The sequence below is a fragment of the Pseudomonas sp. 29 genome, from assembly GCF_002754355.1.
Classification (GTDB): Bacteria; Pseudomonadota; Gammaproteobacteria; order Pseudomonadales; family Pseudomonadaceae; genus Aquipseudomonas; species Aquipseudomonas neuropathica.
Genome location: NZ_PEEY01000001.1, coordinates 616,772 through 636,783, shown reverse-complemented (window position 1 = coordinate 636,783; position 20,012 = coordinate 616,772). Strand labels below are relative to the sequence as shown.

The following is a 20,012-nucleotide window of genomic DNA, read 5'->3' as shown; positions in this document are numbered from 1 at the left end:
GATTTACTAATGAAAAAACACACTCCAAGTCCCCCCGAATCCCCCATGGATTCAGGGTCCTTCGATGCCAACAACCCCCGCTTACGCAACCCCCGTCACCCCGATCCCATCAGCCACCTCTTCACCATCCTCCCCGATATCGATACCCCCACGCTGCTCTGCCACGCTTGCGAAACCCTCGCTTCATTGAACGTCCTGACCACCGACCTGGCCGCTGAACTGCAAGGTTCGCCGCGTAGCCTTGCCTTGTCGATTCAGCAGTTGGCCGTACTCGGCGAGTTGCTGGTCAACCGAGCGCTGGACAATCTCGATCCACCGGCGGCGACGCAACATTGAACAGGGAGGTTCAAACATGGCGCGATACATTCCGATTACCGGGATCGACTGCAAGATTCCCAGTCTGTTGATCGACAGCGAAGCACCGGTGGATGTGCTGCACGGCACAGCGGCTTACCGTTTGCGCTGTGTGACGCAATTAATGGAGACCTTGGCGCTGGGAGACGGCAAGGGCCACGACGCATTACTGCTACAGGATTTCGCCCGGGTGATAGCGATCCCGTTGCGGGACAGTTGCGACTTGATGGATGTCATCGGCTGGAAGTTGCAGGCGCAGCTTTAAAGGCTGAAACGAAAAAGGGCGACCTCGAAAGGTCGCCCATTTTTATTGCCTGACGCGAAACTTTTAATCGGCGACAGCACTGAGAATCTTATGGGCGATCTTCACCCGCTCAGGAATCGGGAAGTTCTTGTTGGCCATGATCACGATGCCAACATCCTTGCTCGGCACAAACGCCACGTAAGTCCCGAAACCACCGGTAGAGCCGGTCTTGTTGATCAGCACGTCATGCGGCTGCGGTTGCGGCGGGTTCAGCCACTGCACCTTGTGCGCCTCCATGGCCATTTCCGTCGAGTTGCCGGCGAGCAAACGCTCGAGACTGATCGGGTAACGGTACATCTCCCAACCCAAACCTTGAGTCATATCGCCGACGGTGTAGTACCCGGTGTGGGTGTTGGCGATGGTTTTTTGCAGGGAGGCTTCCAGCGCTTCAGGTTTCAGGTTGGCCTGCACGTAACGCAGCATGTCCACCGCGCTGGTTTTCACCCCGTAGGCCTGCGAATCCAGGGCGCCGGGGGTGACGCGCACCGGTTTGCCGTTCTTGTCATAGCCCTGCGCATACAGGTCCATTTGCGCGGCCGGCACGCTGAGGTAGGTGTGCTGCAAACCGAGTTTAGGCAGCAGGGTTTGTGTCATCGCCTGATCAAACGGCTGGCCGAGGCTTTGAGCGGCCAGATAACCGAACAGGCCCAGACTCGGATTGGAGTACTGGCGATGGCTGCCGGCGGGATATACCGGTTTCCACTGTTGGAAATAGCCGAGCATCTTGTCAGACGAATCCGCACTGTCCGGGAATTGCAGTGGCAAGCCTCCGGCGCTGTAGGTGCCCAGTTGCAGCACAGTAATGTTGTCGAACGCGCTGCCTTTCAGTTCAGGCCAGAGCTGGCTGGCCTTGGTCGACAGGTCCAGTTTGCCAGTGGCCTGGGCGTAACCGGCCAGGGTGGCAGTGAAGGTTTTGCTCACCGAGCCGATTTCGAACAAGGTGTTTTCGCTGACTTTTTGCCCGGTGTCTTTACTGGCGACGCCGTAGTTAAAGTAATGCGCCTTGCCGTTGATGGTCAGCGCTACGGTGAGGCCGGGAACGTTCTGCTGCTGCATCACCGGCGTCACCGCCGCGTTGACCAGCGCTGACAGTTGCGCATCGTCGGGCACGGCGGCGAAGCAGGCACTAGCGCCGAAGAGCAGACCGAAAGCGGCGCAGGAAATGACTTTGCTCGATTGAATGGATGACATGAATGAACCACTCTCCATGAGTGTTGATGACGTTATCCCGCTACACTGCGGGCGATTTCTGTGTTTGGCGACTGATCAGCGCCGCCAATTTATTCAGCGCGGCGCCAATCGACAAACGACGAAAACTCGCACGAGCCATTAGAAAAACTTGGGACTGGGCATGATTCGACCGCAATTGCCGCTCAACGCGCTGCGTGCCTTTGAAGCGTCCGCGCGTCATTTGAGTTTCACTCGCGCCGCCGTGGAGCTGTGCGTCACGCAAGCGGCGGTCAGCCATCAGGTGAAAAGCCTTGAGGCGCAACTCAACGTAACCCTGTTCAAACGCCTGCCCCGTGGGCTGATGCTGACCAGTGAGGGTGAAACCTTGCTGCCGGTGCTGAGCACCTCGTTCGATCACATCGCGCAGATTCTGGAGCGCCTCGCTGGCGGACAGTACCGCGAAATGTTGACCGTTGGCGCGGTGGGTACGTTCGCCGTGGGTTGGCTGTTGCCGAGGCTGGCGGACTTCCGGACGAAACATCCGCTCATAGATTTGCGGCTGTCGACCAACAACAATCGCGTGGATGTCGCCGCTGAGGGTTTGGATTACGCGATACGCTTCGGTGCCGGGGCGTGGCATGGCATCGAGGCGACGCGTTTGCTCGATGCGCCGCTGTCGGTGTTGTGCGTGCCGGAAATCGCACGGCAATTGCATTCGCCGGGAGATCTGCTGCAACAAACGCTGCTGCGCTCTTATCGCACCGATGAATGGCCGGAGTGGTTTCAGGCTGCCGGTTTGGCGACCCAGGCTGCTCCGCCGCAGAGCATCGTGTTCGATTCGTCGCTGGCGATGATGGAGGCTGCGTTGCAGGGCAATGGGGTGGCGTTGGCGCCACCAATGATGTTCGCCCGGCAACTGGCGGCGGAGGCGATTTGTCAGCCGTTTGCGATTGAGATTACGACGGGGAGTTACTGGTTGACGCGGTTGCAGTCGCGTCCCGAAACGGCGGCGATGCTCGCCTTTAAAAACTGGCTGCTGCAAATCTCTGGTTAATGCAAAACCCTTGTAGGAGTGAGCCTGCTCGCGATAGCGGTGTGTCAGTCAAAATTGGTATCAACTGACACACCGCTATCGCGAGCAGGCTCACTCCTACAGGGACCGTGGTGGATTGGAGATCAGCGCACCAGACACGGCCGCTTGTTATCGAACTTCCACCCCGGAATCAGAAACTGCATCGCCACGCTGTCATCCCGCGCGCCGAGGCCCATGCCTTTATATAGCTCATAAGCCTTGGCCACCTGGTCCATGTCCAGCTCGACACCCAGCCCCGGTTTTTTCGGCACTTGCACCAGACCATCGACAATTTGCAGCGGCGCCTTGGTCAACCGCTGGCCGTCCTGCCAGATCCAGTGGGTGTCGATCGCGGTGATCTCGCCCGGCGCCGCAGCGGCGACATGGGTGAACATCGCCAGCGAGATGTCGAAGTGGTTGTTGGAGTGCGAGCCCCAGGTCAGCCCCCATTCATGGCACATTTGCGCCACGCGCACCGAACCTTGCATCGTCCAGAAATGCGGGTCAGCCAGCGGAATGTCTACCGACTGCAACTGGATCGCATGACCCATTTCACGCCAGTCAGTGGCGATCATGTTAGTGGCGGTTTTCAGCCCCGTGGCACGACGAAACTCGGCCATAACCTCTCGACCGGAATAACCGTTTTCCGCACCGCACGGGTCTTCGGCATAGGCGAGCACCTGATGCTGATCGCGGCACAAGCGAATGGCTTCTTTCAGTGACCAAGCGCCGTTCGGATCGAGGGTAATCCGCGCCTCAGGAAAACGTTCGGCCAGCGCCGTCACCGCTTCAATTTCCGCATCGCCACTGAGCACGCCGCCCTTGAGCTTGAAGTCCTTGAAACCGTACTTCGCGTGGGCAGCTTCGGCTAGGCGCACCACGGCTTCGGCGCTCATGGCCTTCTCGTGACGCACGCGGAACCAGTCATTGTCGGCGTCCGGTTCGCTGCGATAGGCGAGGTCGGTTTCGCGCTGATCGCCAACGTAAAACAGATAACCGAGCATCTTCACTTCATCACGTTGCTGACCTTCGCCGAGCAGCGCCGCCACCGGTACATCGAGATGCTGACCGAGCAGATCGAGCAGCGCGGCTTCGAGGCCCGTCACTGCGTGGATGGTGATGCGCAGGTCAAAAGTCTGCAGACCACGACCGCCAGCATCGCGGTCGGCGAAGGTCTGGCGCACTTGATTGAGGATCTTCTGATACGTGCCGATCGGGCTGCCGACCACCAGGCTGCGCGCGTCTTCCAGGGTCTGGCGAATACGCTCGCCGCCGGGCACTTCTCCGACGCCGGTGTGGCCGGCGTTGTCCTTGAGGATGACGATATTGCGGGTGAAAAACGGCCCGTGAGCGCCGCTCAGATTGAGCAGCATGCCGTCGTGGCCGGCCACCGGGATGACTTGCATGTCGGTGATGATCGGGGCTTTGGCGGTGTCGTGTGCGGTCATGGTTTTTATCCTTCTTATTCGCAATCTTTAAAAATGGACGTCAGGCGTGCTTTGGCGCGGCATCGGCGACGGCAATGTCAGCCGCAGGTTTCGGCGTGGTGCGCGCGAAGAAGACGATGATCGCGGCAATGATCGAGGTCGCGGCCAGGCCATAGAGGCCGCCCTGAATCGAGCCGGTGTGTTCTTCGAGCAGGCCGAAAGTGGTCGGCGCGACGAAGCCGCCGAGGTTGCCGACCGAGTTGATCAACGCGATCACCGCCGCCGCGATGCGTGCATCCAGATACGCCTGCGGAATCGGCCAGAACAGCGACGAAGCGGATTTGAAACCCAGCGCGGCAAAACAGATCGCGACGAAAGCGAAGATTGGCCCGCCGGTGGTGGACATGAACATCCCCGCAGCGGCGATCAACAGGGCGGTGGCGACCCACGCCTGTTGGTGTTTCCACTTGGCCGAGAACGAGGCGAAGGCGTACATGCCGATGATCGACAGCAACCATGGAATCGAGTTGAACAGGCCGACCTGGAAGTCGCTCATCTCGCCCATTTTCTTGATGATGCTCGGCAGCCAGAACGTCGCCGCGTAAATGGTCAACTGAATGAAGAAGTAGATCAGGCAGAACAGGATGATCTGGCGGTCCTTGAGCAGTTTGCCCATCGATGGCCGGATCGGCGTCGCGGCTTCGCGGGCCTTCTGTTCAGCATCGATGGCGTTGACCAGGGCGTCCTGTTCGGCGCGGGTCAGCCATTTCGCGTCGTGGGGTTTGGCGTCGAGCCAGAACCAGACGAACACGCACAGGCACACGGAAAACATCCCTTCAATGAAGTACATCCATTGCCAGCCGTGCATGCCCAGCCCGTTGATTTGCAGGAGCAGACCGGACAACGGGCCGGAGATCAACGAGGCCACGGCGGAGCCGCTGAGGAAGATCGCAATCGCCTTGCCGCGTTCGGCACCGGGCAACCAGCGGGTGAAGTAGTAGATCACCCCGGGAAAGAACCCGGCTTCGGCCACGCCGAGCAAAAAGCGCAACACGTAGAAGTGGGTTTCGTTCTGGATGAAGGCCATGCCGGCGGCGACCAGGCCCCAGGTGAACATGATGCGGGTCAGCCAGATGCGTGCACCGACTTTCTGCAGCAGCATGTTGGAGGGGACTTCGAACAGCGCGTAACCGATGAAGAACAGGCCGGCGCCGAAGCCATAAGCGGCAGCACCAATACCGAGGTCATGTTCCATGTGAGTGCGGACGAAACCGATGTTCACTCGGTCAATGTAATTGACGATGAACATGATCACGAAAAGCGGCAGGACGTGGCGTTTCACTTTCGAGATGGCCGACGCGAGTGTCGAATCGACGCCCTCGTTCATCCCGGAGACGGAGGTTTTCACTTGGTTTTCTCCCACTGATTATTTTTATGCGGGGTAGGGCAGGTGCTGCGTTGTTGCTAGACATCATACAACTGAGAAATTTTGTCCGACAAGTAGGGTTGGCCGATTATTTTTCTCTGGGATGCCGGTTTTTTATGCTTTTTTGCGTTAATGATCAATGTTTGCTGGGTTTTTAAAGGCGTAGAACATCGTGTCACCCCCAGGGGGACACGCTTCTGTTTGTCAGGAGTGTTTGAAGGTATTTCCGTTTATTTAAGTGTTGTCATACAAGTTGAGCCGCTAAACTCGATTTCGTCATCCCCGCAGGATGCTACGATCCACAAGCCCCGATCACTGGAACCGATCATGCAAGAAGACCTCGACGCTCCCGCCCGTAAACGTGCGCACAACCTCGCCCATGACCTGGTGGAGAAGCTCACGCAAAGCATCCTGCTCGGTCAGCTGTCGCCCGGCGACAAGCTGCCCTCAGAGAATTCCATCGTTCAGGAACACGGGGTCAGCCGCACGGTGGTGCGCGAGGCGATTTCCAAGTTGCAGGCTTCCGGGCTGGTGGAGACGCGCCACGGCATCGGCACCTTTGTCATTGAGCGTGTTGCGGAGCAGGGCTTGCGCCTGAATGTCGACACGGCGCTCGGTGTGCGCAGCATTCTCGAACTGCGTCTGGGCCTGGAAACCCAAGCGGCGGCGCTGGCGGCGCAGCGGCGCACGGAGGCGCAAGTGCTGCAGATGCGTCAGGCGCTGGATGACTATCAGCGTCTGCTCGACAACAACGACAGTTGCGTCGAAGCGGATCGGCGCTTTCATCTGCTGATTGCCGAGGCCACCGGCAATGTTTGCTTCAGCGAGATCATGCAGCACTTGGGCAGCGCGATGATTCCGCGTCATCGCCTCAACGCTTCTGAACGTGGCGCGGCGGATTTGAGCAAGCTCGGGCAACTGGCCCATCTGGAACATGAGGCGATTCTGAATGCGATCAAGCGTCAGGATGCGGACGCCGCGCGCGCGGCCATGTGGCTGCATCTGACCAACAGCCGCGACCGGTTTTCCGCGCGGGGCTGATGGCCGTTGGTCTGTTCGGTAGCACGCCGTGCACAGGGCTGATTCCAAGTTGTACGGCCCGGGTATTCCGGACCTCCTGAGTGAGGTGCGTCATGGCTAACGATTTGCTGTTTCAGGGTGGCGTGCTGCCCACCGATCCAACCCGGCCGCTGCCCGGTACCGATGAACCGACACTGGCTGATCATGATTCTCCAATGGGGATGCCACCGGGGCGCGACCCGCTGAGCGATGCCGATCGGCCCGAAGACTGGAAGGACCCGGCGGCGGAAGATGAGGATGTGCCGCCGGCGGATGAACCGACGCCTCTTTCCGATGATCGGCGCTGAATCCTGGTTGTTGTGCTGGATTTACCGTCCCCTTCGCGAGCAGGGAAGCGCGTCCCAATGTGGGAGCGAGCCTGGCGATGTTGCGGGAAGAGTCTGTTTTCGTAAGCTTCCCTCACCCCAGCCCTCTCCCGGAGGGAGAGGGGGCCGACCGAGATGTCTTGCGTTATATATCGACCTGAACAACCGAGTCGATTATGGACTCGGCCAAGTCCAGTTTTCTTGATCAGAAGAGTCGATTGTGGATTCACCGGCGTAATTTCAGGTCGGCGGATTTCTCCAATTTCCCCCAATCGGTCCCCTCTCCCTCTGGGAGAGGGCTAGGGTGAGGGCCTTCTCAGGCATCACGCAGATCCCGCATCAACAACCCAAACCGCAAATCCACTGCATCCGGAATCGGCAGATACACCGTGTGCCCATCCCCCGGTGCCACCTCGATCGCTTCTTCTTTAGCGTTCTGCAACTCATGCAGATCAAAATGGAAATTGCCCTTCGGCGTCATCAACTCCAGATGATCACCCAAGGCAAAGCGGTTCTTCACCTTGACCTCTGCCAACCGCCCACGCCGCTCGCCGGTCAACTCGCCAACGAACTGCTGACGCTCCGACACCGAACTGCCGTGCTGATAATTCTGGTACTCGTCATGCACATGCCGACGCAGAAATCCTTCGGTGTAGCCACGCTGTGCGAGTGATTCCAGATCCGTCATCAGGCTGCGATCAAATTCACGCCCGGCCACCGCATCATCAATCGCGCGGCGATACACCTGGGTGGTGCGCGCGCAATAGAAGTGCGATTTGGTCCGGCCTTCGATTTTCAGGGAATGCACGCCCATGCGCGTCAAGCGTTCGACGTGCTGCACCGCGCGCAGGTCCTTGGCGTTCATGATGTAGGTGCCGTGTTCGTCCTCGAACGCTGGCATCAATTCATCGGGGCGATTGGCTTCCTGCAGCAGGAACACCTGATCGGTGGGCGTGCCCAGCCCCAGCGTTGGCTCTGGCTGGAAGGTCTGGACGATCTCGCCGAGCTGGTTTTCGGTGGCCTCTTGCGCTGAGTATTTCCAGCGGCAAGCATTGGTGCAGGTGCCCTGATTGGCATCGCGCTTATTCATGTAACCCGACAACAGACAGCGCCCGGAATAGGCCATGCACAGCGCGCCGTGGACAAATACTTCCAGTTCCATGCCCGGCACCTGCTCACGGATTTCGCCGATTTCCTCTAGCGACAATTCCCGCGACAGGATGATCCGGCTCAAACCCATCTGCTGCCAGAACTCGACGCTCGCCCAGTTCACCGTATTGGCCTGCACCGACAGGTGAATCGGCATCTGCGGGAAATGTCGTCGCACGAGCATGATCAATCCCGGGTCGGACATGATCAGTGCGTCGGGGGCCATGTCGATGACCGGTGCCAGATCCTTGAGGAAGGTCTTCAACTTGGCGTTGTGCGGGGCGATGTTGACCACCACGTAAAAGCGTTTGCCTTGCGCCTGCGCTTCACGAATCCCCAGCGCCAGATTGGCGTGATCGAACTCGTTGTTGCGCACCCGCAGACTGTAACGCGGCTGGCCGGCATAGACCGCATCGGCGCCGTAAGCGAAGGCGTAACGCATGTTTTTCAGGGTGCCAGCGGGGGCGAGCAGTTCGGGGGCGGCGAGGGTAGGGATCATGGCGGTGTCGGTCGCAAAAGCGCGGCAGGGTAAGGCGGATTCGGGCGCGGCTTATTGATCTGGATCTACGCTTTGCACTGAGCGCGTTTTGTTGTGGGTGAACGAGCTCGATAAGCGGCTAACGCTGATCCGCAACTATGCTCCATGAATAAAGATGGCACTCGTGCAGGCCGCGGTTGACTAAGCATCGGGGCGTGCATGACGCCTGACTGACATGGATCGGACATGAACGAAAAAAGCCTTCAATTCAAATCCCTCACCGTGCTGCTGTTGCTGGTCACGGTGGCGTTTATCTGGATCCTCTTGCCGTTCTACGGCGCGGTGTTCTGGGCGGTGATTCTCGGCATTGTGTTTGCGCCGATGCAACGCCGGCTGCAGGCGAAATTCGGCTGGCAGCGCAACCTGACGTCCCTGTGTACTTTGTCGGTCTGCCTGGTGATCGCGATTCTGCCGGTGATCATCCTCAGTGTGCTGCTGGTGCAGGAAGGCGCGGCGGTCTACAAGAACATCGAAAGCGGCGAACTGGACATCGCTGCGTATCTGGCGCAATTCAAGCACAGCCTGCCGCCATACTTTCAGCATTTGCTCGACCGTTTCGGCATGGGCGAGCTCAATGGCCTGCGCGAGAAAATCGTCAAATCGGCGATGCAGGGCAGCCAGGTGCTGGCCAGTCAGGCGTTCAGTTTTGGCCAGGGTACGTTCGAGTTCGTGGTGAGTTTTTTCATCATGCTGTATCTGCTGTTTTTCTTTCTGCGTGACGGCGCCGAGCTGGCGCGCAAGGTGCGCACCGCCGTGCCACTGGAGGAAGGCCACAAGCGGCGCTTGCAGTTGAAATTCAACCGCGTGGTACGCGCGACGGTGAAGGGCAATCTGGTGGTCGCGGTGACGCAGGGCGCATTGGGCGGGGCGATTTTCTGGTTTCTCGACATCCCCAGCGCGCTGCTGTGGGCAGTGTTGATGGGGTTTTTGTCGTTGCTGCCAGCTGTCGGCGCGGGGATTGTCTGGGCGCCGGTGGCGGTGTATTTCCTGCTCAGCGGGATGATCTGGCAGGGCGTGGTGTTGGGCTTGTTCGGGGTATTCGTGATCGGTTTGGTGGACAACGTGCTGCGGCCGATCCTGGTGGGCAAGGACACCAAAATGCCCGATTACATGATTCTGATCTCGACCCTTGGCGGCCTGGCAGTCTTCGGTCTCAATGGCTTTGTGATCGGGCCGCTGATCGCGGCATTGTTCATGTCGAGCTGGGCGCTGTTCGCCGAGACCAAGCCCAAAGTGCAACTGCCTTAAGCGTGAAACGGCTCGCTGACAAGCTTCTGCGACAGTGCCTGCGCAGCGGGCAAGGAAGTCAGCGGGCCACTGATCGCTTCGCCGTCGCGCATCAGATACCAGCAGGCAAGCAGGCCCGTGGCCCTGAGCGAAGCGGGGACGGCGCTGCCGATAACGGACATGATTTGAACCTGAGCCATGACGAGTACCTCCATCTATCAATGGAGCTACCTTAAAGATTCGCCGGTTCTACGGACAATCAACGCTTTCGATAGTGGTCATTGATGCCGTTGAGGCTTCAGTCGACCACTTGATCAAGCATGTGCATGACTTCACGCTCGTTGAGCAAACCTTTGTGCACGAGGTTTTCCGCCAGCAGCGAAAGGAACTTGGCGCAACGATGGCCTTCCAGGTGCTTGAGCTCGGTCAGCGCGCTGTACACCTTGCTGGAGGTGCACAGGCCGACGATGCGGTGCGGGTTTTGTGTTGGCATACAGTCGTCCTTGTTGTTATCAACCTGTTGTTTACGGACGGATTCAGATTGCGGTTCCGTCATGACAAATAAATGACCGTTTTATGGAAAAGTACATAACGGTCAATCAATCATGCCGACTTTAGCCGGTGAAACTGTCCTCACAGCGACCTTGGCGAGATTTTTTCAGACGCTGGCCGACCAACGGTCATAAAAAAGCCCCGCTATACAAGCAGGGCTTTGTGTTTCGGTTACCAGCGTGGGCCGCCGTAGTAGTGCGGACGACCGTAGTAGCCGCGCGGCGGGCCGTAATACACCGGGGCCGGTTGCACGTAGACCGGTTGTTGCACATACACCGGCGCGGGCTGGTAGTAGACCGGTGGCGGTGGCTGCTGCACATAGACCGGTGGCGGGGCGTACACCGGCGCCTGTTGCACATAAACCGGACGATCCTGGTTGATAAGCGCCGAACCGATGATGGCCGAGCCGACGATTGCGCCAAACACCGCCGGCCCCTGCCAGCCACCGCCGTGGGCTTCTGCTTGCCCTGTGACAGCAAAAGCACCGATCAGCAGGGCGACGATAGGGAGTTTACGAATCATGATAATTCCTCGGTTCTTCGACCCGGCATCGGGGCCTGCACCAGGCCCACAGTTGTCGCGGGGATACTTCTAAGACAGCGAATTTTGGAAAATCAGCACAGCCACTGGGTAAATTTTGTGTAAGGTCTGTACCGGTTTATTTACCAGGCTGTGTGATGGCCGCGGAACACGTTTAAAACAGGCCTCTATGATCGTTCAGAAGCCGTTGGGCTGGCTAATCCCGTTTATCCGAAAGTGCGTTTGAAGGAGAAGTTTCATGCAGATGAACCCGAACAAAGACACCCAACTGTGCATGTCCCTGTCGGGGCGCCCGGGGAACTTCGGTCTGCGTTTTCATAACCATTTGTATGAGCAGTTGGGCCTGAACTTCTACTACAAGGCGTTCAGCAGCCAGGACCTGACCGGCGCAGTCGGCGGCATTCGCGCCTTGGGTATCCGTGGTTGCGGCGTGTCGATGCCGTTCAAGGAAGCGTGCATTGCGCTGGTCGATGAGCTGGATGCGTCGGCGGCAGCGATCCAGTCGATTAACACCATCGTCAATACCCACGGCCATCTCAAGGCTTACAACACTGATTACATCGCTGTGGCGCAGTTACTGGAAACCCACGCGGTGCCCAAGGAATCGACCTTTGCTTTGCGAGGCAGTGGCGGCATGGCCAAAGCGGTGGCCAGCGCCCTGCGTGACGGTGGTTACAAAAACGGCTTGATCGTCGCCCGCAACGAACGCGCCGGGCGTGCATTGGCGGATTCGCTGGGCTATCGCTGGCAGGCTGAACTGGGCGATGAACGCCCGCAGATGCTGATCAATGTGACGCCAGTGGGCATGGACGGCGGGCCGGAAGCGGGGCAGTTGGCGTTTGAACCGGAGGCGATCAAGGCTGCAGATACGGTGTTTGATGTGGTCGCGATCCCGTCGGAGACGCCGCTGATTGTGCGCGGTCGAGCAGAGGGCAAGCGGGTGATCACCGGACTTGAGGTGATTGCGATTCAGGCGCTGGAGCAGTTTGTGCTGTACACCGGCGTGCGGCCGACTGAAGAGCAGTTTGCGGCGGCGGTGGCGTTCGCCCGAAGCTGATTGAGTATTGTGGTGGCTGGGCGGGCCTCTTCGCGAGCAGGCTCGCTCCCACAGTTGAATTTTTGTCATACACAAGTTGTGTGTTCGCTGTAGATCCCCTGTGGGAGCGAGCTTGCTCGCGAAGGAGGCGACGCGGTTTCACGCCGGCCATCAATGCCTATACTGCCTCCTCAGCAAGCCCAGACTTGCCCACCATAAAAACCGTGACCGAGGCTCCTATGCATCCGCCTATCCTCAACCTGCATCAGGTCGAACTCGAACCCCTGCCCGAAGCACTGGCCCCGGAAGGCGAAACCGCCGGGCGCTATCAACAGCGCATGGCGCGGATTGGCCAGCAACTGGGTTCGCAGAAACTCGGTTATCGCCTGTATGCCTTGCCACCGGGCATGCGTGGCAGCCCGTTTCACAGCCATCGGGTCAACGAAGAGATGTTTTACGTGGTGGCCGGGGAGGGTGAGGTGCGTCTGGGCGCCGAGCGTTTCCCGATCCGCGAAGGCGACGTGATCGCTTGCCCGCCGGGTGGGCCGGAGAAGGCGCATCAGATCATCAATACCAGCTCGGGCGAATTGCGCTATCTGGCGGTGAGCACCCAGCAGCAGCCCGATATTTGCGAATACCCGGATTCGAACAAGTATGTGGTGATGGATAACTTCAAGTTGGATGCCGAGGGCAATGCCTCAGGCTTTGTCGCGGTGGCACGGCAGGCGGATTGCGTGGATTACTGGGACGGTGAATAACACGCAGATCCCTTGTAGGAGTGAGCCTGCTCGCGATAGCGGTGTGTCATCCAAAAATAATGTGACTGATACACCGCTATCGCGAGCAGGCTCACTCCTACATTGGTTTTGTGTGGTTATTCGAGGCGGGCCAGGCGTTCTTCCAGCGCGGCGATTCGCGCTTCTAGCTCTTCGATACGCTCAACCGAAACGCCACTGCTTGCACCGCGATCCTGCGGACTCTGCCGCGCTGCCATAATTGCCTCGCTATCCGCCGGATCACCCAGCGCATGGGTATAACGGTCTTCGCGCTGCCCGGCCTGACGCGGAATCAACACCGCCAGCCCCCGCGCAATCAAGCGCTCAAGCTGATGCACCACCTGTTCGGCGTCTTCGAAATCATGCATGCGCCCGCTGCGGGTCAGCAGCTCATTGACGGTTTGCGGGCCGCGCAGAAACATCAGTCCGCTGAGAATCACCTGCGCCGGCACCAATTCCAGCGCCTTGTCGACTTTGTGTTCCCAGCGGTCGGCGCGGCTGCCCATCACCAGTTTGGCGAAACCGCGACCTTCCAGCGCCCGCAAACTCTGGCCGACCTGACCCTGAGTCAGGTTCATCACCGGTTCGCGGCTGGTTTTCTGATTACACGCCGTGACCAGCGCATTAAGGGTCAGCGGGTAGGTTTCCGGGCTGGTCGCCTGTTTCTCGATCAGCGAACCAAGGATGCGGATTTCCGTGGCATTGAGCCGTGGTTCGTCGAAGCTGGATTCTGTCTCTGTGGTCATCGCGCGTTCCCTCTGCAGTCGAAGGCGCCTAGCCTAATCCTTGCCAAACAAAAGGCAAGCCGTGTGGTCATCAAGCATGGCTATAATCGCCTCCTGTTCCACCCAGCCACCACACGAGACTGCCATGACCATTTCCCTGTACGCCGCATCCGTCCCGGTTTTTCAACAAATGCTCAACGCCCTGAGCGATGTCCTGAAAAAGGCTGAAGCCCACGCCACCGAGAAAAACATCGATCCGAACGCTTTCCTGCAGGCCCGTCTGTACCCGGACATGTTCCCGCTGACCCGCCAGGTGCAGATCGCCGTGGACTTCGCTAAAGGCGTTTCCTCGCGTCTGGCTGAAGTCGAAGTGCCTAAGTACGACGATACCGAAACCACCTTCGCCGAGCTGCAAGCCCTGATCGCCAAGGTTCTGGCCTACATCGGCGAGATCAAGCCGGAGCAGATCAATGGCAAGGAAGGCATCGAAATCGTTACTCGTCCGGGCACGCCGAAAGAGAAGCGCTTCAGCGGTCAGGCTTACCTGCTGACTTATGGTCTGCCGCAGTTCTTCTTCCACGTCACTACCACTTATGCGCTGCTGCGTCATAACGGGGTTGAAGTGGGCAAGCGCGATTACATGGGCGCGTTCTAAACCGCCAGAAGCCCCTCATCGGAACGCCGCCCGCCTAGCCCTCTCCCGGAGGGAGAGGGGACTGACTGAGTTGTTTGTTCGAATTACACCGACCTGAACTATCAAGTCGAACTCAGGTTTTGAACAGCACACAAATCAGCTCCCTTTCCCCCTCGCCCCCTTGGGGGAGAGGGTTGGGGTGAGGGGGAAAGATCTCAGCCACAAAAAAGCCCGCCAAGGTTCACACCGTGGCGGGCTTTTCATTACAGCGTCTGTTACGCCGTACGTTGGGCTTTTGCTTCCTCACCCAGGCACGCCGCAGCGGTAAACAGCACATCAGTCGACGAGTTCAGCGCCGTCTCTGCCGAATCCTGCAACACGCCAATAATGAAACCGACCGCCACCACCTGCATGGCAATCTCGCTCGGAATCCCGAACAGGCTGCACGCCAACGGAATCAGCAACAGCGATCCACCCGCCACACCCGACGCGCCACAGGCGCAAATGGCGGCGACAACGCTGAGCAGAATTGCCGTTGGAATATCCACGGCAATACCCAATGTGTGCACGGCCGCCAAGCTCAGCACCGTAATGGTGATCGCTGCACCGGCCATGTTAATGGTCGCGCCCAGCGGAATCGACACCGAATAGGTGTCTTCATGCAGACCCAGACGCTTGCTCAATTCCAGATTGACCGGAATGTTTGCCGCCGAGCTGCGGGTGAAGAATGCGGTGATGCCACTTTCACGAAGGCATTTGAGAGTCAGCGGATACGGGTTGCGACGCAGTTTCCAGAACACGATCAGCGGGTTCATCACCAGTGCCACGAACAGCATGCAGCCGAGCAGCACGGCCAGCAGGTGCGCGTAACCGATCAGCGCGCCGAAACCGGAGGTGGCCAGTGTCGATGCCACCAGACCGAAAATGCCCAGCGGGGCGAAGCGAATCACCACGCGCACGATCACCGTCACGCCATTGGACAGATCACCCAGCACTTCACGGGTGGTGTCGCCGGCATGGCGAATTGCGATGCCCATGCCGATCGCCCACGCCAGGATACCGATGAAGTTGGCGTTCATCAGTGCGCTGACCGGGTTGTCGACCACGCTCAACAGCAGGCTTTGCAGCACTTCGCCGATACCGCCCGGCGCAGTCACCGAAACGTTGTCGGTCGACAGCACAAGGTGCGATGGGAACGCCATGCTCGCAACCACGGCCACGACCGCCGCCGCAAAAGTGCCCAGCAGATAGAGGAACAGAATTGGGCGGATATGAGTTTCCTGGCCGTGCTTGTGGTTGGCAATCGAGGCCATCACCAGCACGAACACCAGAATCGGTGCGACGGCCTTTAACGCCGATACAAACACTTTGCCGATGAACGCCGTGCCTTTCGCCGCTTCCGGGGCGAGCAGCGCCAGGGCGATACCGGCGATCAGGCCGATGACGATCTGCGTGACCAGGCTGAGGTTCTTGAGGCGTTGCAGTAGAGAAGGGGATGAAGCGGTCATAGCGGCATCTCTGATTTTTTATAGGGTGCAAGGTTGCGTAAAGCGATGGCAAAACAGGGGCAGACCACCGCCACGAACCGAAAGTGTTGACGCGACATCAACGCCAATAAACCGGTCGTTGAGCAGGTTGTACGTTTTTCAGGGCGCGGACTTTATCACAGCGTAGGCCTTATCCTTCAGGCATGTGACGATCTGCCACCGGATCAGGCAACAAAGTCGGCAGGTTTGTGCAAGTCAGCCCGGACACACTCTGTTAAGATTGCGCATCCTTATTTTCAAATTTCGCCAGCGGGCCTTCGGGTCAACGCTGGTGTCGTCGTTTTGCTGGAGTTGCGCATGCTGTTGCCCATTCTTCTGTTGTCCGCCGCCGGGTTCACGGTGCTGACCACGGAATTCGTCATCGTCGGCCTGTTGCCGGCGATTGCCCGAGACCTCGAAGTCACCATCCCGCAGGCCGGGTTGCTGGTGACTTTATTCGCTTTTACCGTGGCGATGTTCGGGCCTTTCCTGACCGCGTATTTCGCCCGCTTTGAGCGGCGCAAGCTGTTTATCAGCATCCTGATCATGTTTGGTCTGGCCAATACCGTGGCGGCGCTGGCGCCGAACATCTGGGTGATGGCGATTGCCCGGTTGATCCCGGCGCTCGGGCTGCCGGTGTTCTGGGCCTTGGCCAGTGAGACCGCAGTGGACATCGTCGGCCCGGATTTCGCCGGTCGCGCGATCGCCAAGATCGGTTTCGGCATTGTCTGCGCCACGGTGTTCGGCATCCCGGTTGGCACGCTGATTTCCGATGCGTTCGGCTGGCGCAGCGCCTTTGGCATTCTGGCGGTGATCGCTTTTGCCAAAGCCTTGTTGCTGTTTGTTTATCTGCCGAAAACCAGCCTGCACCAACATCAGGTCAGCTTCCGCTCGCAGTTCAAGATTCTGCGCAGCCCGTTGATGATCGGCCACATCTTCCTGTCGATCCTGGTGTTCAGCGGCATGTTTACCGCTTACACGTATCTGGCCGACATTCTTGAGCGCCTCGCCGGGTTCAACGGCACCGTGGTCGGTTGGTGCCTGATGGCTTTCGGTGCGGTCGGGCTGATCGGCAACTCCCTGGGCGGTCGTGCGGTGGATCGCCATCCGCTCGGCGCGTCGGTGTTGTTCTGTGCGTTCATGATTGCCGGCATGGTCTCGCTGGTACCGAACATTCATTCGCCGCTGGGGCTGGCGGTGGCGATGGGGATCTGGGGCGTGACTCAGGCTGCGTTGTTCCTGGTCAGCCATGTGCGCCTGATGAAAGCCGCGCCGGAAGCGCCAGCGTTTGCTGCTTCGTTGAATATCGCCGGGGCCAATCTGGGGATCGGCCTGGGTGCCATCGTCGGTGGCCGGGTGATCGACAGCGCGGGTTTGGGCTTCCTCGGGTTTGCCGCCGCCGGGTTCATTTTGCTGTCGGTGTTCCTCGCCATGGTGCTGATGACGCTCAAGCCGCGCGAAATGTGCGCCGAGCCCTCATAACGCGGTAAACAGCTCGCGTCGGGCACCTTCGGTAATCGCAACGATGCCGGGGTGCTTGACCTTGCGCTCTACCGAAATGGCATAGAACGACTCAGTCACTGCGTCGGTTTGGCCAATCAGCTCGACGCCGTACTGGCGCTTCACTTCATCGGCAATCACGCTCGGACCGATAAAAATCCCGCTGCCGGATTGGCCGAACGCCTGCATCAACGCACTGTCATCAAACTCGCCGACGATTTGCGGCTGGATCTGCTGCTCGGCAAACCAGCGCTGCAAGCGGCTGCGCACCACGGTTTCCGGTCCGGGAATCAACAGTGGCGCACCGTGCAGGCTACGCGGGAAATCCTGACCGTATCTGGCTGCCAGTTCCGGGGTGGCGAAGAAACTGATTCCGCACTCACCGAGCTTCTGGCTGTAGCCCTTGATGTCGAGGTGCGAGGGCATCGGGCTGTCGGAAATCACCAGATCCAGGCGCTGGATCGCCAGATCGGCGAGCAAACGTTCGAGTTTGTCTTCGCGACAGGTAATGCGCAGAGGCTCGTTCAGCTCCATGGTTGGCGCGATCAGGCGATAGACAATGGATTTAGGCACCACGTCAGCCACGCCGACGCGGAACAGTATCTGCTGTTCGTGGGGCTGGGCACGCAGCATCAGTTCCAGCTCGCCGCCGAGCTGGAACATCTGCTCGGCGTAGGGTAGGGCTTGTCGCCCGGCTTCGGTCAATTCGAGTTGCCGGCCGACGCGTCTGAATAACTCGATGCCATACGTCTGTTCGAGCAGTGATATCTGCCCGCTGATGGTCTGTGGCGTCAGGTTCAGTTGCTCGCAGGCGCGCACAATGCTGCCGGTCTTGGCCACAACCCAGAAGTAATGCAGTTGTCGGTAATTGAGCATGACGTTCTACAGTTCGTGAAAACCGAAGTATAGCCAATAAAAATACGAATTTTCCTGAAGTGTTTGTCTCCCTAGAATGCCCAGCCATCGACGGCCGGTCTGTGAGCCTGTCTGTTCATTCGAAGGAAACCTTATGAAATACACAATCCCGGCATTGATGTTTACGTCTTTACTGCTTATGGCCGGTTGCGATCAGGCCGAGAAAAGCGCCCAGCAGCTGATGGGCAAAGCGGCCGAAAGCGCCAAGCAAGCGATTGACGACACCCATAAAGCCGCTGAGCAGGCACTCAGTGATGCCACCGGCGGGTTGATCGAGAAGAAAGAAACTCCGGAAAAAGATGCGGAAAAATCCGAATCTTCCTCCAAGACCATCTAATTCGTCTTACACAGAGTCAGGACTGACCCATGGAATATCTGTTACAGCTCGCCGCCAGCCCCACCGCTTGGGTTGCTTTGGCCACACTGGTGGTGATGGAAATCGTGCTCGGCATCGATAACCTGATCTTTATCTCGATCCTGACCAACAAATTGCCCAAGCAGTACCAGCAGAAAGCACGCCGTATCGGTATCGGCATGGCGTTGATCCTGCGTCTGGCACTGTTGAGCACCATCGCCTTCATCGTGCAGCTGACCGCACCTGTGATCGAAATCCTGGGCCAGGCCTTCTCCTGGAAGGACATGATCCTGATCGCCGGTGGTCTGTTCCTGGTCTGGAAGGCTACGACCGAGATCCATCACAGCATGGACCCGGCGCCGGAAGATCCGAAGTCGGCGACCTCGACAGTCACTTTGGGTTTCGCCGCGGCTATCGGCCAGATCCTGATGCTCGACATGGTGTTCTCGATCGACAGCATCATCACTGCGGTCGGCATGACCGAACACTTGCCGATCATGATCATCGCGGTGGTGGTGTCGGTGCTGGTGATGCTGTTTGCTGCTGAACCGCTGGCCAAGTTCATCAACGACAACCCGACGGTGGTGATGCTGGCGCTGGGCTTCCTGATCATGATCGGTATGACCTTGATCGCTGAAGGCTTCGGCGCCCATGTACCGAAAGGTTATGTGTATGCGGCCATGGCGTTCTCGGCTTCGATTGAAGTGCTGAACATGATGTCGCGCCGGGCGAAGCAGAAGAAGCTGGCTGAGCAGGTGTAACCGCTGAAAGTGAAAAGCCGCCTGAACTCTTTGAGGTCAGGCGGCTTTTTTTCGATTCGAGATTTTCAGTGTGGGATAGAGCCAGCCCCTCACCCCAGCCCTCTCCCGAGGGAGAGGGAGCCGATTTGTGGAGTGTTTTAGTCTTTAGTTCGGCTCGATATTTCAGGTCGGTGTAACTCGAGAAAACAACTCGATCAGTCCCCTCTTCCTCTCCCTCGGGGAGAGGGCTAGGCGGGCGGCGTTCCGATGAGGGGCTTTTGCCTTTGCTGTTCAATTTCAATGTGCGGCCGCGTGACGCACTCGGTGTTCCTCGGCTTTCTCAACCGCAGCAGGCTGAACCGGATGGTGATGATGGCGCCGCGAAACCCGCAGCACCCCCCACAACATGGCAGCGGCCACGGCCAGCCAGCCGGCAATCAACATTACGATGGTCATGGTCAGGCTCATCAGTGCCTCCTCTTCGCCCTGCATCGGGCCCACACTTTTTCAATTCGCTCTGTTTCAGTGACAGTCTAGACAATGGGGTGTTGCAGACTATTGACCAAAGGTCGATTGCGACCAATCACTTTGCTCTATGCAATCGATGGGTCTGCCGCTTAAGGCTATACCGCAGCCGGGCGCGGCCCTATGATCGCAAGCG

At 58.7% G+C, this 20,012-nt stretch carries 23 protein-coding genes; 12 read left to right on the top strand and 11 right to left on the bottom strand.

Annotated features, from left to right (window positions below):
* Positions 1–9 precede the first annotated feature (9 nt).
* Both CLU80_RS02955 and CLU80_RS02950 read left to right on the top strand, forming a co-directional pair.
* Positions 10–336 carry a DUF6124 family protein gene (locus tag CLU80_RS02955; protein ID WP_093433978.1) on the top strand — a complete coding sequence of 109 codons (327 nt, stop codon included), beginning with the start codon at positions 10–12 and terminating at the stop codon, positions 334–336.
* A 16-nt stretch (positions 337–352) separates the two neighbouring features.
* Positions 353–619: a hypothetical protein gene (locus CLU80_RS02950; RefSeq protein WP_099756707.1), complete on the top strand. Its 267-nt coding sequence runs from the start codon at positions 353–355 to the stop codon at positions 617–619.
* 63 nt (positions 620–682) lie between these two features.
* Here CLU80_RS02950 and ampC read toward each other — a convergent pair whose 3' ends face one another.
* Positions 683–1,849: a class C beta-lactamase gene (gene ampC / locus CLU80_RS02945; RefSeq protein WP_099756706.1), complete on the bottom strand. Its 1,167-nt coding sequence runs from the start codon at positions 1,847–1,849 to the stop codon at positions 683–685.
* A 160-nt stretch (positions 1,850–2,009) separates the two neighbouring features.
* Between ampC and CLU80_RS02940 the strand changes: the two genes are divergently transcribed.
* Positions 2,010–2,882, top strand: a complete 873-nt coding sequence (locus tag CLU80_RS02940; RefSeq protein ID WP_099756705.1) for a LysR family transcriptional regulator — start codon at positions 2,010–2,012, stop codon at positions 2,880–2,882.
* Positions 2,883–3,004: 122 nt separating this feature from the next.
* Here CLU80_RS02940 and gudD read toward each other — a convergent pair whose 3' ends face one another.
* Positions 3,005–4,348 carry a glucarate dehydratase gene (gene gudD, locus CLU80_RS02935; RefSeq protein WP_099756704.1) on the bottom strand — a complete coding sequence of 448 codons (1,344 nt, stop codon included), beginning with the start codon at positions 4,346–4,348 and terminating at the stop codon, positions 3,005–3,007.
* A gap of 40 nt (positions 4,349–4,388) precedes the next feature.
* A complete protein-coding gene (locus tag CLU80_RS02930; protein ID WP_099756703.1) occupies positions 4,389–5,735 on the bottom strand; it encodes an MFS transporter in 1,347 nt (448 codons plus the stop codon).
* A gap of 345 nt (positions 5,736–6,080) precedes the next feature.
* Here CLU80_RS02930 and CLU80_RS02925 point away from each other — a divergent pair, with 345 nt between their 5' ends.
* Positions 6,081–6,794 carry a FadR/GntR family transcriptional regulator gene (locus CLU80_RS02925; RefSeq protein ID WP_099756702.1) on the top strand — a complete coding sequence of 238 codons (714 nt, stop codon included), beginning with the start codon at positions 6,081–6,083 and terminating at the stop codon, positions 6,792–6,794.
* A 92-nt stretch (positions 6,795–6,886) separates the two neighbouring features.
* Positions 6,887–7,120, top strand: coding sequence for a hypothetical protein (locus tag CLU80_RS02920; protein ID WP_099756701.1), 234 nt, complete (start codon positions 6,887–6,889; stop codon positions 7,118–7,120).
* A 334-nt stretch (positions 7,121–7,454) separates the two neighbouring features.
* On the opposite strand, the gene trhP is transcribed toward CLU80_RS02920, so the two are convergent.
* Positions 7,455–8,786 carry a prephenate-dependent tRNA uridine(34) hydroxylase TrhP gene (trhP, locus tag CLU80_RS02915; RefSeq protein ID WP_099756700.1) on the bottom strand — a complete coding sequence of 444 codons (1,332 nt, stop codon included), beginning with the start codon at positions 8,784–8,786 and terminating at the stop codon, positions 7,455–7,457.
* A gap of 225 nt (positions 8,787–9,011) precedes the next feature.
* Between trhP and CLU80_RS02910 the strand changes: the two genes are divergently transcribed.
* Entirely contained in the window at positions 9,012–10,073 is a 1,062-nt protein-coding gene (locus tag CLU80_RS02910) for an AI-2E family transporter (protein ID WP_093434002.1), read from the top strand.
* On the opposite strand, the gene CLU80_RS02905 is transcribed toward CLU80_RS02910, so the two are convergent.
* The 3 genes from CLU80_RS02905 to CLU80_RS02895 all read right to left on the bottom strand — a co-directional run bounded on the left by CLU80_RS02905 (position 10,070) and on the right by CLU80_RS02895 (position 11,126).
* Positions 10,070–10,252, bottom strand: a complete 183-nt coding sequence (locus CLU80_RS02905; protein WP_093434005.1) for a hypothetical protein — start codon at positions 10,250–10,252, stop codon at positions 10,070–10,072. The two genes, CLU80_RS02910 and CLU80_RS02905, sit on opposite strands and share 4 nt — an antisense overlap.
* 98 nt (positions 10,253–10,350) lie before the next feature.
* Positions 10,351–10,545, bottom strand: a complete 195-nt coding sequence (locus CLU80_RS02900; RefSeq protein WP_016984641.1) for a hypothetical protein — start codon at positions 10,543–10,545, stop codon at positions 10,351–10,353.
* A gap of 230 nt (positions 10,546–10,775) precedes the next feature.
* Entirely contained in the window at positions 10,776–11,126 is a 351-nt protein-coding gene (locus CLU80_RS02895) for a hypothetical protein (RefSeq protein WP_093434008.1), read from the bottom strand.
* 256 nt (positions 11,127–11,382) lie between these two features.
* Between CLU80_RS02895 and CLU80_RS02890 the strand changes: the two genes are divergently transcribed.
* Positions 11,383–12,201 carry a shikimate 5-dehydrogenase gene (locus CLU80_RS02890; protein WP_099756699.1) on the top strand — a complete coding sequence of 273 codons (819 nt, stop codon included), beginning with the start codon at positions 11,383–11,385 and terminating at the stop codon, positions 12,199–12,201.
* 218 nt (positions 12,202–12,419) lie between these two features.
* Entirely contained in the window at positions 12,420–12,938 is a 519-nt protein-coding gene (locus CLU80_RS02885; RefSeq protein WP_099756698.1) for a cupin domain-containing protein, read from the top strand.
* A gap of 116 nt (positions 12,939–13,054) precedes the next feature.
* Here CLU80_RS02885 and CLU80_RS02875 read toward each other — a convergent pair whose 3' ends face one another.
* Positions 13,055–13,702 (bottom strand): YceH family protein, encoded by a 648-nt coding sequence (locus tag CLU80_RS02875; RefSeq protein WP_093434017.1) that lies wholly within the window; start codon positions 13,700–13,702, stop codon positions 13,055–13,057.
* Positions 13,703–13,826: 124 nt separating this feature from the next.
* Here CLU80_RS02875 and CLU80_RS02870 point away from each other — a divergent pair, with 124 nt between their 5' ends.
* Positions 13,827–14,336, top strand: a complete 510-nt coding sequence (locus CLU80_RS02870; RefSeq protein WP_093434020.1) for a DUF1993 domain-containing protein — start codon at positions 13,827–13,829, stop codon at positions 14,334–14,336.
* A 254-nt stretch (positions 14,337–14,590) separates the two neighbouring features.
* On the opposite strand, the gene sstT is transcribed toward CLU80_RS02870, so the two are convergent.
* Complete coding sequence (gene sstT, locus CLU80_RS02865) at positions 14,591–15,823, bottom strand: serine/threonine transporter SstT (RefSeq protein WP_093434023.1); 1,233 nt, start codon at positions 15,821–15,823, stop codon at positions 14,591–14,593.
* A 336-nt stretch (positions 15,824–16,159) separates the two neighbouring features.
* On the opposite strand from sstT, the gene CLU80_RS02860 reads away from it, so the two are divergent.
* Positions 16,160–17,323, top strand: a complete 1,164-nt coding sequence (locus CLU80_RS02860) for an MFS transporter (protein ID WP_099756697.1) — start codon at positions 16,160–16,162, stop codon at positions 17,321–17,323.
* Here the strand turns inward: CLU80_RS02860 and nhaR are convergent.
* Positions 17,318–18,217 (bottom strand): transcriptional activator NhaR, encoded by a 900-nt coding sequence (nhaR, locus tag CLU80_RS02855; protein ID WP_099756696.1) that lies wholly within the window; start codon positions 18,215–18,217, stop codon positions 17,318–17,320. The two genes, CLU80_RS02860 and nhaR, sit on opposite strands and share 6 nt — an antisense overlap.
* A gap of 133 nt (positions 18,218–18,350) precedes the next feature.
* Between nhaR and CLU80_RS02850 the strand changes: the two genes are divergently transcribed.
* Together CLU80_RS02850 and CLU80_RS02845 are read left to right on the top strand one after the other, a co-directional pair.
* Entirely contained in the window at positions 18,351–18,593 is a 243-nt protein-coding gene (locus tag CLU80_RS02850; protein WP_007965379.1) for a hypothetical protein, read from the top strand.
* A 29-nt stretch (positions 18,594–18,622) separates the two neighbouring features.
* A complete protein-coding gene (locus CLU80_RS02845) occupies positions 18,623–19,372 on the top strand; it encodes a TerC family protein (protein ID WP_016986876.1) in 750 nt (249 codons plus the stop codon).
* A gap of 276 nt (positions 19,373–19,648) precedes the next feature.
* On the opposite strand, the gene CLU80_RS02840 is transcribed toward CLU80_RS02845, so the two are convergent.
* Positions 19,649–19,819, bottom strand: coding sequence for a hypothetical protein (locus tag CLU80_RS02840; protein WP_177413122.1), 171 nt, complete (start codon positions 19,817–19,819; stop codon positions 19,649–19,651).
* Positions 19,820–20,012: the final 193 nt, after the last annotated feature.

What these genes read in the sequence shown, in the direction of transcription:
- CLU80_RS02850 (WP_007965379.1), top strand. Translation starts at nt 18,351, where the DNA reads ATGAAATACACAATCCCGGCATTGATGTTTACGTCTTTACTGCTTATG.
- trhP (WP_099756700.1), bottom strand. Translation starts at nt 8,786, where the DNA reads ATGATCCCTACCCTCGCCGCCCCCGAACTGCTCGCCCCCGCTGGCACC.
- CLU80_RS02840 (WP_177413122.1), bottom strand. Translation starts at nt 19,819, where the DNA reads ATGAGCCTGACCATGACCATCGTAATGTTGATTGCCGGCTGGCTGGCC.
- CLU80_RS02950 (WP_099756707.1), top strand. Translation starts at nt 353, where the DNA reads ATGGCGCGATACATTCCGATTACCGGGATCGACTGCAAGATTCCCAGT.
- nhaR (WP_099756696.1), bottom strand. Translation starts at nt 18,217, where the DNA reads ATGCTCAATTACCGACAACTGCATTACTTCTGGGTTGTGGCCAAGACC.
- CLU80_RS02910 (WP_093434002.1), top strand. Translation starts at nt 9,012, where the DNA reads ATGAACGAAAAAAGCCTTCAATTCAAATCCCTCACCGTGCTGCTGTTG.
- CLU80_RS02860 (WP_099756697.1), top strand. Translation starts at nt 16,160, where the DNA reads ATGCTGTTGCCCATTCTTCTGTTGTCCGCCGCCGGGTTCACGGTGCTG.
- CLU80_RS02920 (WP_099756701.1), top strand. Translation starts at nt 6,887, where the DNA reads ATGGCTAACGATTTGCTGTTTCAGGGTGGCGTGCTGCCCACCGATCCA.
- CLU80_RS02905 (WP_093434005.1), bottom strand. Translation starts at nt 10,252, where the DNA reads ATGGCTCAGGTTCAAATCATGTCCGTTATCGGCAGCGCCGTCCCCGCT.
- gudD (WP_099756704.1), bottom strand. Translation starts at nt 4,348, where the DNA reads ATGACCGCACACGACACCGCCAAAGCCCCGATCATCACCGACATGCAA.
- CLU80_RS02955 (WP_093433978.1), top strand. Translation starts at nt 10, where the DNA reads ATGAAAAAACACACTCCAAGTCCCCCCGAATCCCCCATGGATTCAGGG.
- CLU80_RS02885 (WP_099756698.1), top strand. Translation starts at nt 12,420, where the DNA reads ATGCATCCGCCTATCCTCAACCTGCATCAGGTCGAACTCGAACCCCTG.
- CLU80_RS02890 (WP_099756699.1), top strand. Translation starts at nt 11,383, where the DNA reads ATGCAGATGAACCCGAACAAAGACACCCAACTGTGCATGTCCCTGTCG.
- ampC (WP_099756706.1), bottom strand. Translation starts at nt 1,849, where the DNA reads ATGTCATCCATTCAATCGAGCAAAGTCATTTCCTGCGCCGCTTTCGGT.
- CLU80_RS02895 (WP_093434008.1), bottom strand. Translation starts at nt 11,126, where the DNA reads ATGATTCGTAAACTCCCTATCGTCGCCCTGCTGATCGGTGCTTTTGCT.
- CLU80_RS02870 (WP_093434020.1), top strand. Translation starts at nt 13,827, where the DNA reads ATGACCATTTCCCTGTACGCCGCATCCGTCCCGGTTTTTCAACAAATG.
- CLU80_RS02940 (WP_099756705.1), top strand. Translation starts at nt 2,010, where the DNA reads ATGATTCGACCGCAATTGCCGCTCAACGCGCTGCGTGCCTTTGAAGCG.
- CLU80_RS02845 (WP_016986876.1), top strand. Translation starts at nt 18,623, where the DNA reads ATGGAATATCTGTTACAGCTCGCCGCCAGCCCCACCGCTTGGGTTGCT.
- CLU80_RS02875 (WP_093434017.1), bottom strand. Translation starts at nt 13,702, where the DNA reads ATGACCACAGAGACAGAATCCAGCTTCGACGAACCACGGCTCAATGCC.
- CLU80_RS02925 (WP_099756702.1), top strand. Translation starts at nt 6,081, where the DNA reads ATGCAAGAAGACCTCGACGCTCCCGCCCGTAAACGTGCGCACAACCTC.
- sstT (WP_093434023.1), bottom strand. Translation starts at nt 15,823, where the DNA reads ATGACCGCTTCATCCCCTTCTCTACTGCAACGCCTCAAGAACCTCAGC.
- CLU80_RS02900 (WP_016984641.1), bottom strand. Translation starts at nt 10,545, where the DNA reads ATGCCAACACAAAACCCGCACCGCATCGTCGGCCTGTGCACCTCCAGC.